The following is a 13,030-nucleotide window of genomic DNA, read 5'->3' as shown; positions in this document are numbered from 1 at the left end:
TTATCATTATAAATCCACTTATTACAAAAGTATTTAAACACTAATATATAAAATTAATATCAAAGTATTTCTATCTATTTTACTTTAAACAACATAAATGACTATATGTTGTTTATGCAATATATAGCTAAGCATGTCGTTTGCGTTGTATGACAACTCAGTATACAATACATCTATACAACACATGTTAGTTAGTTAATGCGTGTTGTTTAATATTAATGTTAGGAGGGATAGACGTGACAACAATTCAAAAACACAATGGTTTCAAACGGACTTTTCAAGATGGTCATTTAACCTTAGGGTTAATGCTCCCTTTTGATAATTCTGAACATGTCGCATTGTCGTTTGAAGATCAAAGTGATTTAGCACAATATGCTGAAGAACTTGGATTTACGAGCCTTTTTGTGCGGGATAACCCACTATATAGTCCACATTTAGGTAATGTAACGACAAACTACGATCCGTTTGTATTTTTAACTTATTTAAGCGCTAAAACTTCAAAAATCGCTCTCGGAACATCTAGTATTGTTGCTACATTACGTCATCCAATTCACATAGCCAAAGCTGCTACTTCTCTTGACTTAATTTCAAACGAGCGATTTTTGTTAGGAATAGCAACTGGAGATCGACCATTTGAATTTCCAGCATTTAAAGTTAAAACAAACCAATTAAAGCAGTCATTTCAAAGTACCATAACTGCTTTAAATGACTTATGGCAAGACCATTCTCCCCAAATCTCAAATGACTTATTTGAATTGCATGAGGATTCAGGTTTACAAGTGCTACCTAAACATAAACATGTGCCTATGTTTGCGACTGGTTATTCAAAACAAGACATATCCTGGTTAAAAAAACATGTTGATGGATGGATGTTCTACCCACAACCATTTCAACAGCAAAAGGCACTTTTACAAGATTGGCATAATAATGATTCATTCAAACCATTTATGCATCCCCTAGTCATTGACTTATCAAGTCATCCAAATGAACTGGTAAAACCAATTAAAGGTGGATATCGTTTAGGCAGAAATACCTTATTAAAAATACTACAATCCTATGAACGCATAGGAACTAACCATATTATGTTGCAATTTATTACAACAGAAAGATCATATCAAGATTTATTAACAGAGGTAGGAAATTATATTATTCCGCATTTTCCACCTCATCAATTATAGGAGGAAACCATATTATGACATTATTAGATAGAATTAATACACTTGCAAATAAAGAAAAAATTCAACCGTTGAGCACTGAAGAAAAACAAGAACAACAAGCATTAAGACAAGAATATTTAAAAATGATTCGTGGACAGGTAATTAACACTTTCTCAACATTAAAAGTTGTAGATCCATTAGGTGAAGATGTAACACCAGACAAAGTGTATCAATTGCGTGAAGATATGGGTACACTAGAACTCAATTAAAATATTGGTGTTACTGTAATTTAAGAATATATAACAAAAGGTAGACCCCAAATAGGGGTCTACCTTTTGTTATAAGCCTACATTAAGCGTTCTTTTTAAAATACTAATAATATTTCTTAGATTGATCAAATACCATATACTCTGATTGTCAAAATAAGACTAAATCTCTTTCTAACAGTTTAAGTATCAATCTCCTATATTATATCTCATGTCCTACTATCTCTTTTGCTTGTTGGAATGCTTCTTCATTTCTTTTATAGTAAGTATACTTACCAAATCGTCGTGATGTTAATAATCCAGCACGTAATAATATAGATAAATGCTGAGATGCTGTTGATTGTGTAACCCCAAGCTTTTCATGAAATTGGGTTACACAGACCCCTACTTCTTGAAAATCGCTAACTTCTGCTGGTTGTGGCGTAAAATGCTTTTCAGGTTCTTTCAACCATTGCAATATTTGTAATCTTGTCTCATTACCCAAAGCTTTAAAAATGTCTACTGGCTCCACTTTATTCATTAATATCCTCCATCTTTAAGATGCTATATTTAATTTTTACGATAACCTTCTCAAAATATTATCTATAAAAATATTCATACATTAAACATACTTTATCCTATTCTATAATATTAATAAAAACAATATAGCTCAATATAAGATTTATTCCTTTATTTAGCATTATACATAAATATATCTGAAAGAAGTGCGTTATTGCTTCTATAAAAAATATCCTTATTTCCCTAACAATCATAAAAAACTATATATCTTGTTAAAACACACATACTATTTATATGATGATTTTCTTCATTAATAAAATAAAAATGAGGCTATTGCCTCATTTTTTACTTGTGAGACAATAGCCTATCATAAAATGTTTATTTATTTTATAAAATTCGCTTTTTTATTACTCTGAAACCTTAATAACTATTTTTCCAAAGGCGCCACGACCTAAATGTTCATATGCTTCTATTGCTTGATTAAATGAGTACACTGTATCTATGATAGGGTGTATGTTTAATTCATTAAAGGCTTTATTCATATCTGCAAATGCTCTACTATGCCCTACATATATACCTTGAATATGTGCTTGCTTTGCTAATAAATCAAATAAGTTCACTTCTGCAAACATGCTTTTTAGAAATCCAACAACGTATATATGACCTTGTAAAGCAACAGCTTTGATTGAACGATTAATACTTTCTCCACCTACGACTTCAATAATGTGTTGTGCACCTTCACCATCTGTTAATTTCAATACTTCTTCTTCCCAATTAGGCGTGTCTACATAATTGATAATTTCACTTGCACCTAATTCTTTTGCTTTTTCTCCTTTGCTATTGCTACTTGTTGTGACAATAACCCTAGCACCTAAAGCTGAAGCAATTTGGATTGCATAAACTGATACACCGCCTGTCCCTAGTACAAGCACAGTATCCCCAGCTTTGATGTTTCCATACTCTACTAAAGAAAACCACACAGTCAATGCTGCGATAGGTAATGTGGATGCTTCTTCATCAGATAAGTTTGAAGGTGCCATGACAGCTGCATATTCTTCTAATATCATATATTCAGCTAACCCACCATCATTTGGCCCACCAATTGCTGTTGGTGCATAATCTTGACTTGGTGCACCATTAATCCATTTAGTGTATAAATGAGATACCACTCGATCACCTTTTTTAAATTTAGTTACTTCGTTGCCAACTTTCACAATTTCTCCTACCGCATCAGAAACTGGAATAAATGGTTTGTTCATTAAATCTGGTAAATAATCGCCATCAATAATTGACTTATCTCTGAAATTCAAAGATACTGATTTTACTTTTACCAATATTTGTCTAGGACCTGGTTCTGGTGTCTCAGTTTCTACTAATTTTAAATTTTCTAATCCGATACCTTCTTTTCTCCATGCTTTCATAATACATTCACTCCTTCTTTTTGTTTACATTTAAACATTAAACGAAATAACGATATATATAATTTTATATAGTGTTTATTCTGTAAAAGCTTTAGTCCTTTTCATAAATCAATTCATAAATTACGAAACACAGCTAATTACATTTAAACCACAAATCATTAAATCATTTTTATTATATACGCATGATACATCGTCATTTAACGGTTTGTCAATTTGAATGTTTTATATCTTTCAAAATTTCGTATTTTTATCAATGGTAATCAAATAGTAGATTAAAATAAGTTTTAATTCTTCTCTTAAATTTACTCTATACTACCCAAAAAATATTACGATAATATTTTTTTATAATTTTAAAATTTTTTTGTTTTTTTAAGATTATTACGGGTATATGCATAATGTTAGCGGATTACGCTATGCGCACAGTCTTATCTTCAATAAATGTGGTTACAGCATTTTTGAATGTACTGATACTGCGTATTTACTACTTTAAGGAGGTAATACATATGACTGATACAGCTATGCCACTATTATTAAAAATCTTAGAACTGCTTGAAAAAGGATTTTTATAATTAAATCTTTATTTCATAAATAAATTCTAAAGCATTGTCTTGACCTTTAATTAACTTTTGGCAAAGTTAATTAAAGGTCTAATTTATTTTGAGATTTATTTAACTCTAATTAAAAAAAACCCAATCTTAGTTTATTAAGATCGGGGTGAGACGCTATAATTAGTCTTCAATTTCAGTTAATTGTTTAATACGATACTCTAAATCTTCAAAGTCTATGATTCTCGCCTGTCTATGCATTTCTTTATTCTTATAATATAAAATGACCGCTGGGGATGTAAATAGTGATAATTGACCAGCTGCTTCTGGTATTTCATTAATCATAATGTTTACACTGTCTACATTATAGGTTTCAGCTAATGCATTTACTTTAGGAAAATCAGCATGGCAAACGCTACAATTTTCAGACATTACATATAATATAAGTCTATCTTTTGTGTTTATTTCATTCAATAAATCATTATAACTCATTACTTTTTTCAATCTCATACAACTCCTTTTAACACATTTTTATAGTATTAATTCCCAAAAATTTCAAACCAATTATAAATATTCACTTCAATCATCAATTCATTTTGTAATATTATCTACTGAAAGTAAAATATATTGCACCACTTTTAATTTACATATTTCTATCAAAAAAAACCTGGCAACCATTTAAAGTGATTGCCAGGTTTTTATACTTATGGTTCATAGCATTCAAATCATAAGTATTACTTTTTCAGACTACAAAATTTTTCAACTTTATCATATTGTTTTATTTGCCAATTTGAAAAGGGATATTTAGAATTTCTATTTTTTAAACTCTGCATAGGTATATTGATTGTTAAATAAACAACTATAAAATAAACTACAATAGCTATAACCCATGTGAAAATACTAATTAAACCATGTTGATAAATATAAAATATATAATAGATGCTAATTGGTGCAAAAAGAATAACACTAGTAACTAAGCCAGGATTATACCAAGTGCCCATAGCCTTGTTTATTGAGTATCCATGCCCTACAAGTTGCATTAAGTTAAAGATCATTGTAGCCAAACCTAACCAAATAAGTTGAGGAAAGATTAGAGCTAAAATATAAAAAATATATACGCTTAAATTAATAATGCATGTCGATAAAGCATTTGCTGGAAACCGCGAAAAATCACTTTCTTCTTTAAAACTTGCTTTATTAATAGCAATAGGTCCGCCACCAGGTAAAATATATTCCTCAAATTGATGTATCGCCAACGCGATTAGACTATACATTAATATCACTTGGAGATCATTAAGTTGTTGGTGCCCCCATAGAATCATATAAATTAAAAGTATTACGAACACGACAATAGTAAGATATTGCCATTTATTACTCAAAAATTTCATCTAAATACCTCCAAGTTATTTATCCATTTTATTGAAAACTACCTTCTTAATTAAAGGTATCAATCTGTGTGTCTGTATGTTTTTGAATTAAATAAAATAAACACCCATACCACTAGACTGACTGAGGCAGATATTGCTAATACTGAGAAAATAGAGATATTCATTGTATTTAGTCCTGAAATAAGCACATATGATATTGGATCGAATCCAGTCATCGCTAAAAATATCAAACTCATCACACGACCTGTCACTTTTTCATCAGAGAATTCTTGTGCCATTGTGATAAATGGAATATACACAATCGTATACGTTAGACCTATTAAGAATAGTAAGAGCACTTGCCATATTACTGCATTTACCTGTGTGAATACTAGGAACAGTACAAGCATAAATAATAAAGTGAAGAGTGTTATCTTCCCGCGTCCCTTTTTAAAAGTAATAACGCTTAACAGTGCTGTTCCAGTCAACATCCCCACGCCTAAACTTGATTGAAGATAAGTTAAATTAATCGGCGTTCCTCCAGATGCTTCTACTAATATAGGAATACCTACACTTAATGCACCTAGTCCAAAAAAGTTAGCAGTTATCAGTATAATAATACCCGTTATTAAAAAACGTGAAGATTTTACATATCTAAATCCTTCAATAATATCTCTAACCGGCGTATTATTAGAATGCTCAACCGCACTTGTTTCTTTAATTAATGGAGGGAATACAAAAATTGCTGACAAGAATACGAAAATCAAAGCCAAATAAAAACTCGTTGCTATAGAGTAATGTTCCATGACGATTCCAGCGATAATTGGACCAAAAATAAATGATATTTGTGTACCGCCCTGAAACAATGAATTCGCTCTTTGGAGTTGGAACTGCTCGACTACTTTAGGTATCAGTGATGTACTCGCAGGCCCAAAGAAAGCATCTAGCATGCCAAAAAATGCAGCTAAAATCATCAAGGGTACAAGTGATAATTGATCATTAATAATTAAAAAGTAAAGAATGACTAATACTAAAGCTTCCGCAATATTTGAATAATACATTATTGTCGTTTTCTTAAATTTATCAGCTACCATGCCACTAAATGTCATCATTATCAACCTTGGAACTGTTGCAGCCACCAAAATGTACCCTAATGCCATAGAAGACTTTAATTCTTTTACGGCATACCATGTAATTGTCGTTAAAATTGTACTAAATCCAATCATCGCAAAAATACCTGCCAACAACATCAGCATGAACGTACGATTGAATATAAGTTTGTTAGATGTTTTCAATTTTTATCCTCCTATATGCTATTTAGACACCCCTTTATTTTGCGTCTAAAGTGTTTCATTTAATTATGTATAATTTTACGTTAGATTCTAAATATATAACCATTTCAACTTAATTTAGAGAAATTGATGAAATTATATTCATCACCTATGCCTAGATTGTATTTACGCTATCTTTACATGACACTCCATATTTCGTATATTCAACCTTTAAAGAGCCTATTTATTACACTATTATTAAATTTATTTAATTAACATGTTACAAGTATAACAAATATATTTTTAAAATTAAGAAAATTCTAATTAAATATGAAAATTTCTTTAATATAACTTCAACTATTTTTACTTCTATACTTACACATAAAAATAGTAGCCTAACAAGCTACTATTCTTCATAAATATATTTAATATGCTTCTGTTAAAATTTTTTCCATTGAACGATTAACGCTATGGTCGTACATGCTTCCAAATTTTAGTAAGTGCACCATTAATAAATACAATCTATAAAATTCTATACGCGTTTCCGCCCCATGCGCTAAAGGATAATGCTGATTATATTCATCATAAAATGCTTGTGTAAATCCTCCAAAAACAGTAGTTATTCCAATATCAAACTCTCTATCCCCATATAACGGAGCCGGATCAAATAATGCTGGCGTTCCATCTTCTAAAAACATAAAATTACCAGCCCATAAATCACCATGTAAAAGCGAAGCTTTACTATTATGCTGTTCTAATTTATCTACAATAACAGCTCTCACCTGGTTATACCGTCTAACATCTTCATCTGTCCAAAGTCCTTGGTAGTATAATTCATCTTTTAGATGATCTAAACGACGTTCTACAAATAAAGTAACCCACTCGTTTGTCCAACTATTATCAAATGAAATGTTTCCACCTTCATACGGTAAATCAAATCCAAACTTTTGATCTTGTTGTTGCTGACTATGCATCTTTGCCACAAGTTGCCCAAGTTCACGCTGGCTTCCTGTCGCTCCTTCTTGTAAAAATGTTAATAATAAATACGCATCACCATGAATTTCTCCACTGTCAATGACTCGAGGCGCGTTGATATGATATACTTCAAATAAATCTAGTCCTGCTATTTCTGCTTTAAAAAATGATTTGTCTCTGTTCCGTTGCACAAGTAAAAAATAAGTATCTTCTGATGTTTTTACTTGAAAGGCCTCATTTACATCACCGCCACCAACTGGAGATATGGATTTAATATTGTCCAATGGAAGTTGTTCCTGCCATTGTTGCTTCATTTTTTATGCCTCCATTAACTTATGTCATTAAATTTATCACCTTATTGTTATTACCTTTTTATTACCATGTTAATCAACAATGTATGCTTCCATTTAATTAATGTGACACTTCTATAAATTATATAAGTTTACTCTAGGCATACATTGTGTAAAATGCTAGTCTATTAAAGACATCCATTTCACAAACTTGTGACAGTTCATTGTGTAATGTGATTTATATACATATTTTCGAAAGTAATAAATACTAAAATTTGATAAATGGAGCGGTAATATCATGTATAAACTTATTAAACCTATTTTATTTCAATTTGATCCTGAAAAAGCACACGGTATGACTATCGATGCATTAAAATTTGTTCAAAGACACTCAAAGTTATTACCTGTAGTTCGTCAGCTATTCCATTATGAAAATCCAATATTAAAACAAAATATTAAAGGGGTTTCTTTCCCCAATCCAATAGCACTTGCAGCAGGCTTTGACAAATCTTGTGAAGTGCCAAAAGCTTTAGAAAACGCTGGGTTCGGCGCACTTGAATTAGGCGGCATCACACCTAAGCCCCAACCAGGAAACCCTAAACCACGTATGTATAGATTGGTCGAAGATGATGCTATAATCAACCGTATGGGCTTTAATAATATCGGCATGAATAAAGCATTGAGCAATTTGCGTAAATATAGTTATAAGATTCCAGTTGGGTTAAATATAGGTGTTAATAAACTTACGCCTTACGAAGAACGTTACCAAGATTATATTAGAGTCATTGATACTTTTAAAAATGATGTCACGTTTTTCACTGTAAATATTAGCTCGCCTAATACTGAAAATCTGCAAAGTTTCCATGATAAAGATGAATTTTCTCAACTTTGTTCAGCTATTCAATCTTATAAAATAAAGCATGATATATCTGTTCCTATTTTTATTAAATTAACTTCTGACTTGGACTTACCTGGATTGGGACGCATGCTAGATCCTATTGTAGAGACATTTGATGGGATTATCTTAGCAAACACAACGCAACAACGTGATAATTTACATTCAACTAATCGTTCAGAAGCTGGTGGATTAAGTGGCAGACCTTTATTTGAACGCAATTTAGAAATGATTAACTATACTTATAAAAAAACAAACGGGCAATTTTTAATCATTGGTACTGGTGGTATATTCGATACTGATGATGTGATAATGATGTTACGTCACGGTGCCTCACTTGTTCAAATTTACAGTTCTTTGGTATTTGAAGGGCCCGGATTAACTAAAAAACTAAACAAATCGCTCACACAATATCTTGAGTCCCATGGTTATAATCATGTAAGTGAAATTATTGGCTTAGATGTAAAATAGTTTATAATGTTATTAAAGAATAAGTAGCGGTATATTATTACTTTGATTTTAAAAGGGTATTTATATCATAAAGGAGGCACTATTATGTATAAAAATATATTATTGGCCTATGACTTTAACAATACGTTCAACAACGTACCTGAGCAATTACTAAAATTGACTGAACACGCAGATGATGCAGAAATTACTATATTCAATGTAATTCCGGAAGGTGAACTGCAAACTTCTGTACGTTATGATGATAAACACTTTGAAGAAATCGCACAGGAAAAGAGCGAAAAACTTAAACCTTTTGTAAAACAATTAGAAGATAAGGGTTTAAATGTTACAGTTAAATTTGCTACTGGTTATATTAAGCAGATGATTTTAGAAGAAATCGAAGAAAACAATTATGAAATGATTGTGATGAGTAATAAACGTTCAAAACCTGAACTCAAAAATGTACTAGGAAATGTCACTCATAAAATTGCAAACAACGCTAATATTCCCGTTCTAATCATCAAATAGTCTATAAATACAAAAACTCAAAATCTTTCAATCTTGGTCGCTAACGACTTTTATTGAAATAGCTTTTGAGTTTTTTTATAAATACTTTTTAGTTAGCCTACATCCCGCTACTGGTTTACGGTTTCAAGTAAGTCTCAATAACTTGTAAAACACCTGATTCATCATTAGAAGGTGCCCTGTATTTTGCAACTTTCGCAAGTTCTGAACTACAATGCTCCATTGCATAACTATGTTCAGTCAACGCTAACATCTCTAAATCATTATTTGCATCACCAAACGCCAGCAGTTCATTATTTTTCAGCCCCCACTGTGTTAGAAGCGTTTGGATTGCTACCCCTTTATTCACTTCAGGCAAAATTAAATCAACACTGTCATTTCCACTTGTAACAGCTCTCACTTCACCTGCAAAAGTTTCTTCTAAACTTGCGATAACTTTTTTTACTTTAAATTCATCCTTAATTCTAAGTGCTATTTTAACAAAGTAATCATTTTCAACTTGCTTTAAATCTGCAACTTTTTCAATATCGTAATAATAATGTTTTATAAACTCAATAAATTCTTCACTACTATCTTGGCTAATATATGCAGATTTAATACCACTTAAAACGATATCCTTTACTTTATAATCGTGAATAATTGTGTGCAGTAAATCTAAAATAAGTTCACGATCAAAATAATGTGATGCTATAATTTCATCATTAAAATAAGTAACTGCGCCATTTTCTGCAACATACGTAATTGCTTCTTCTTTTCCAGAAAATATTGATCGCAACTGTGCATATTGATTACCACTTGCCACGATAAATTTTAAATTTTTAGCCATAAGTTCATTAAATATCTTTTCAAAATGTGCCTCATCAAATGTGTGATCAGATTTTAAAAACGTACCATCTTTATCTACTGCAATTGCTTTAATCATACATACACGCCTTTCAAATTTTATTTTATAATATAAAATACCATAAGACCGCTGTTGGCTTACATCGCAATGACGTTAAATAAGTGACCATCTATATCACTAAATAAACCACCATAATAGCCTTCATGTCTGGTACCACTTTGCAAAACCTCACCAGCCGCTTCTTTTACTAATTTTAATAATTCGTCAACTTCTTGTTCTGATGATACGGATATAGAAACAAGTGATTCATGCGCACCTATTTCTGATAGTTGCACTACTTTTTCAAACTGGCTATATTCAATTAACATAATAATTTTATTATCTTTTGTTTCAATCCCTATCATTTTATCTATTACGCTTTCTTGTTGCTTAATACCAAAGCCAATTGATTCGAAAAATTTTTCACTTGCTTTAAGATTTTTTACAGGTAAATTGAGCCATGCTGATTGTATATCCATTTCACCACTCCTCTACTTTTCATCAAATTTATATACTTCAATTACAGTAAAACATAAAATTACACATAAGTAATGTTTCTACCATTTATTTGACACATTATCTCTATTAAGTTAAAGTGTTCAACATCTTATTTACTTACCTAAAGTATCTTTGACTGACTTAAGTTAAAACAGACAGTAATCAATGCAACAACTTATATCATGTCACGTCGTAGTTCCTGTATGATGCATCAATTGCTGTAATCTTAACTAAAAAATGAAATAGTATCATTTTAAAATTAACTTAAATGAAGCATTGAACGTGCTTTATTAGACATAAAAACACATATCATTATAGCTCTCGTGTTCACTGCATTCATTGTGGTTCCATTAAGGAGGTAATTAAATTAATGTCTAGTTCAATTCAAGTCCATGTTCTACATACTGGCTCAGTTATTGTAGATGAAGCTTTACCGTTCAACTACAAATCTAATCCACCTTTTGCTTGGACAGGTCTATTTAGATCCAAAAAGAAACAAATGCGTTTACCTGTATCTATTTATCTTATTGAACACCCTAAAGGACTTGTCTTAATTGATACAGGTTGGCACGCAATTAATCGGACAAAGCCATTTAAAAATCTATCTTTAGCCTATCCAATTTACAAAGCTGATCTACCTGAAGGTGAAGCTGTCCATGAACATATTGAGCAACTTGGCTACCAAGTTTCAGATTTAGATTATGTTGTCTTAAGCCATCTACATTGTGATCATGCAGATGGTCTAAGACATGTTTCAACTGCAAATCACATTTTAGTTAGCCAAGAAGAGCTAGATGCGGCTAATCATAATACAATCGGGTATGAACCTCATCAATGGGAGAATATCAATATTGATACCTTTGCATTCACTCATAACGGTATAGGACCCACAGGTAAGTCATTTGACTTATTCGATGATGGTACGATTGAGTTTGTACATACACCAGGTCATAGCATAGGCCAATGCGCGGCACGTATCAAAGCACATAAAGACGATGATGCTTTTTTACTGTTAGCTTCAGATGCAGCATATGCTTCAAAATCATGGAATTATGGTATTTTGCCAGGTCTCGTTAACAATAAGGAAGAAACTATCAACTCTTTAAATTGGATCAAATCTCAAGCGACACATCCTCAATGTATTCAAGTCCTTGCTAACCATGACCCCGATATTAAACCTCAAATATTTAATTTATAAAGTAATGTTCGTTCTGATCTAGATCAGAATGAACATTACTTTTATTTTGATGAGCATATATCATTTCCCCGGTTATATTAATCTACTCCTTATTCATGTTTCAGTTTAGATTAATATAAATCGAAAATCGTAATGTGTGGTTACAATCACATAAAAAAACTGTCGACAAAGTTATAAAACTTTATCGACAGCAACAACCTAAACAAGATTCAACTCTCACTATTCATATTTATTGCGGTAATATAATATTTCATAATATTACTTCACTTCCTCATTGGCTATAAGTGCTCTTACTGCGTTAAGATTCACTTTATTAATTAACTGATTATAAGTTTCTAATGCTAAGTCAATAACTCGTTTTCCTTCATCTGTTAAATAAATATACATTGCACGTTGGTCTGCAGTACATTCTTGTCTAACAACTAATGGTTTCTCTACTTTTTCTATCCTCACAATAAGTCGTGACATTGCACTTTGACTTAAATCTATTATTTTAATTAGATCATTAATTTTATATTTTTTACCTTTTGCTTTAAAAATTTCATAAAGTACATAAAATTCTTTCAAACTTAAATTATATTTTTCTTTCAACGTTTTTTCTATCATCATATCGATATAATGCACGTATTTGGTCACTTCTATCCAATTATCAATTTTTTGTTGTCTTTCCATCGCTTCTCCCTCCAATCACTACTGAAGTTCAGTGTGTTCAAACGACTTTTTACTTTCCCAAATCATAACATGTGCTACCCGTAATTACCTTATTTATTGTTTATATTTAAGTTACACCC

15 protein-coding genes are annotated in these 13,030 nt (G+C 31.2%); 6 read left to right on the top strand and 9 right to left on the bottom strand.

Annotated elements, in window-relative coordinates; genetic code table 11:
- Positions 1 to 236 precede the first annotated feature (236 nt).
- Both PYW31_RS01535 and PYW31_RS01530 read left to right on the top strand, forming a co-directional pair.
- Positions 237 to 1,178, top strand: coding sequence for an LLM class oxidoreductase (locus PYW31_RS01535; RefSeq protein ID WP_046836417.1), 942 nt, complete (start codon positions 237 to 239; stop codon positions 1,176 to 1,178).
- Positions 1,179 to 1,192: 14 nt separating this feature from the next.
- Positions 1,193 to 1,426, top strand: a complete 234-nt coding sequence (locus tag PYW31_RS01530) for a DUF896 domain-containing protein (RefSeq protein WP_046836418.1) — start codon at positions 1,193 to 1,195, stop codon at positions 1,424 to 1,426.
- 199 nt (positions 1,427 to 1,625) lie between these two features.
- On the opposite strand, the gene PYW31_RS01525 is transcribed toward PYW31_RS01530, so the two are convergent.
- Positions 1,626 to 1,934, bottom strand: a complete 309-nt coding sequence (locus PYW31_RS01525) for an ArsR/SmtB family transcription factor (RefSeq protein ID WP_046836458.1) — start codon at positions 1,932 to 1,934, stop codon at positions 1,626 to 1,628.
- A gap of 394 nt (positions 1,935 to 2,328) precedes the next feature.
- Entirely contained in the window at positions 2,329 to 3,342 is a 1,014-nt protein-coding gene (locus PYW31_RS01520; protein ID WP_046836419.1) for a zinc-dependent alcohol dehydrogenase family protein, read from the bottom strand.
- Between the two features lie 440 nt (positions 3,343 to 3,782).
- Between PYW31_RS01520 and PYW31_RS01515 the strand changes: the two genes are divergently transcribed.
- Positions 3,783 to 3,911 carry a hypothetical protein gene (locus PYW31_RS01515; RefSeq protein WP_275115344.1) on the top strand — a complete coding sequence of 43 codons (129 nt, stop codon included), beginning with the start codon at positions 3,783 to 3,785 and terminating at the stop codon, positions 3,909 to 3,911.
- Between the two features lie 159 nt (positions 3,912 to 4,070).
- Here the strand turns inward: PYW31_RS01515 and PYW31_RS01510 are convergent, their stop codons facing one another.
- The 4 genes from PYW31_RS01510 to PYW31_RS01495 all read right to left on the bottom strand — a co-directional run bounded on the left by PYW31_RS01510 (position 4,071) and on the right by PYW31_RS01495 (position 7,814).
- Positions 4,071 to 4,391, bottom strand: coding sequence for a thioredoxin family protein (locus tag PYW31_RS01510; RefSeq protein ID WP_046836420.1), 321 nt, complete (start codon positions 4,389 to 4,391; stop codon positions 4,071 to 4,073).
- A gap of 230 nt (positions 4,392 to 4,621) precedes the next feature.
- Complete coding sequence (locus tag PYW31_RS01505; protein ID WP_046836421.1) at positions 4,622 to 5,275, bottom strand: HXXEE domain-containing protein; 654 nt, start codon at positions 5,273 to 5,275, stop codon at positions 4,622 to 4,624.
- Between the two features lie 59 nt (positions 5,276 to 5,334).
- A complete protein-coding gene (locus PYW31_RS01500; protein WP_103356911.1) occupies positions 5,335 to 6,549 on the bottom strand; it encodes an MFS transporter in 1,215 nt (404 codons plus the stop codon).
- A 401-nt stretch (positions 6,550 to 6,950) separates the two neighbouring features.
- Complete coding sequence (locus tag PYW31_RS01495) at positions 6,951 to 7,814, bottom strand: fructosamine kinase family protein (RefSeq protein ID WP_046836422.1); 864 nt, start codon at positions 7,812 to 7,814, stop codon at positions 6,951 to 6,953.
- Positions 7,815 to 8,088: 274 nt separating this feature from the next.
- Here PYW31_RS01495 and PYW31_RS01490 point away from each other — a divergent pair, with 274 nt between their 5' ends.
- Together PYW31_RS01490 and PYW31_RS01485 are read left to right on the top strand one after the other, a co-directional pair.
- Positions 8,089 to 9,156, top strand: coding sequence for a quinone-dependent dihydroorotate dehydrogenase (locus PYW31_RS01490; protein WP_046836423.1), 1,068 nt, complete (start codon positions 8,089 to 8,091; stop codon positions 9,154 to 9,156).
- 84 nt (positions 9,157 to 9,240) lie between these two features.
- Positions 9,241 to 9,663: a universal stress protein gene (locus PYW31_RS01485; protein WP_046836424.1), complete on the top strand. Its 423-nt coding sequence runs from the start codon at positions 9,241 to 9,243 to the stop codon at positions 9,661 to 9,663.
- A 115-nt stretch (positions 9,664 to 9,778) separates the two neighbouring features.
- Here the strand turns inward: PYW31_RS01485 and PYW31_RS01480 are convergent, their stop codons facing one another.
- Positions 9,779 to 10,582, bottom strand: a complete 804-nt coding sequence (locus PYW31_RS01480) for a Cof-type HAD-IIB family hydrolase (RefSeq protein WP_046836425.1) — start codon at positions 10,580 to 10,582, stop codon at positions 9,779 to 9,781.
- Positions 10,583 to 10,641: 59 nt separating this feature from the next.
- Entirely contained in the window at positions 10,642 to 11,022 is a 381-nt protein-coding gene (locus tag PYW31_RS01475; protein WP_046836426.1) for a VOC family protein, read from the bottom strand.
- Positions 11,023 to 11,411: 389 nt separating this feature from the next.
- On the opposite strand from PYW31_RS01475, the gene PYW31_RS01470 reads away from it, so the two are divergent.
- Positions 11,412 to 12,239 carry an N-acyl homoserine lactonase family protein gene (locus PYW31_RS01470; protein WP_046836427.1) on the top strand — a complete coding sequence of 276 codons (828 nt, stop codon included), beginning with the start codon at positions 11,412 to 11,414 and terminating at the stop codon, positions 12,237 to 12,239.
- A gap of 258 nt (positions 12,240 to 12,497) precedes the next feature.
- On the opposite strand, the gene PYW31_RS01465 is transcribed toward PYW31_RS01470, so the two are convergent.
- A complete protein-coding gene (locus tag PYW31_RS01465; RefSeq protein ID WP_046836428.1) occupies positions 12,498 to 12,911 on the bottom strand; it encodes a transcriptional regulator, SarA/Rot family in 414 nt (137 codons plus the stop codon).
- Positions 12,912 to 13,030 lie beyond the last annotated feature (119 nt).

It is taken from the genome of Staphylococcus succinus (assembly GCF_029024945.1).
GTDB classification, from domain to species: domain Bacteria; phylum Bacillota; class Bacilli; order Staphylococcales; family Staphylococcaceae; genus Staphylococcus; species Staphylococcus succinus.
This window is presented reverse-complemented; position numbering and strand designations above follow the sequence as displayed.

Coding starts and splice junctions, on each gene's coding strand:
- PYW31_RS01495 (WP_046836422.1), bottom strand. CDS start 7,814: ATGAAGCAACAATGGCAGGAACAACTTCCATTGGACAATATTAAATCC.
- PYW31_RS01505 (WP_046836421.1), bottom strand. CDS start 5,275: ATGAAATTTTTGAGTAATAAATGGCAATATCTTACTATTGTCGTGTTC.
- PYW31_RS01530 (WP_046836418.1), top strand. CDS start 1,193: ATGACATTATTAGATAGAATTAATACACTTGCAAATAAAGAAAAAATT.
- PYW31_RS01470 (WP_046836427.1), top strand. CDS start 11,412: ATGTCTAGTTCAATTCAAGTCCATGTTCTACATACTGGCTCAGTTATT.
- PYW31_RS01475 (WP_046836426.1), bottom strand. CDS start 11,022: ATGGATATACAATCAGCATGGCTCAATTTACCTGTAAAAAATCTTAAA.
- PYW31_RS01465 (WP_046836428.1), bottom strand. CDS start 12,911: ATGGAAAGACAACAAAAAATTGATAATTGGATAGAAGTGACCAAATAC.
- PYW31_RS01485 (WP_046836424.1), top strand. CDS start 9,241: ATGTATAAAAATATATTATTGGCCTATGACTTTAACAATACGTTCAAC.
- PYW31_RS01520 (WP_046836419.1), bottom strand. CDS start 3,342: ATGAAAGCATGGAGAAAAGAAGGTATCGGATTAGAAAATTTAAAATTA.
- PYW31_RS01490 (WP_046836423.1), top strand. CDS start 8,089: ATGTATAAACTTATTAAACCTATTTTATTTCAATTTGATCCTGAAAAA.
- PYW31_RS01480 (WP_046836425.1), bottom strand. CDS start 10,582: ATGATTAAAGCAATTGCAGTAGATAAAGATGGTACGTTTTTAAAATCT.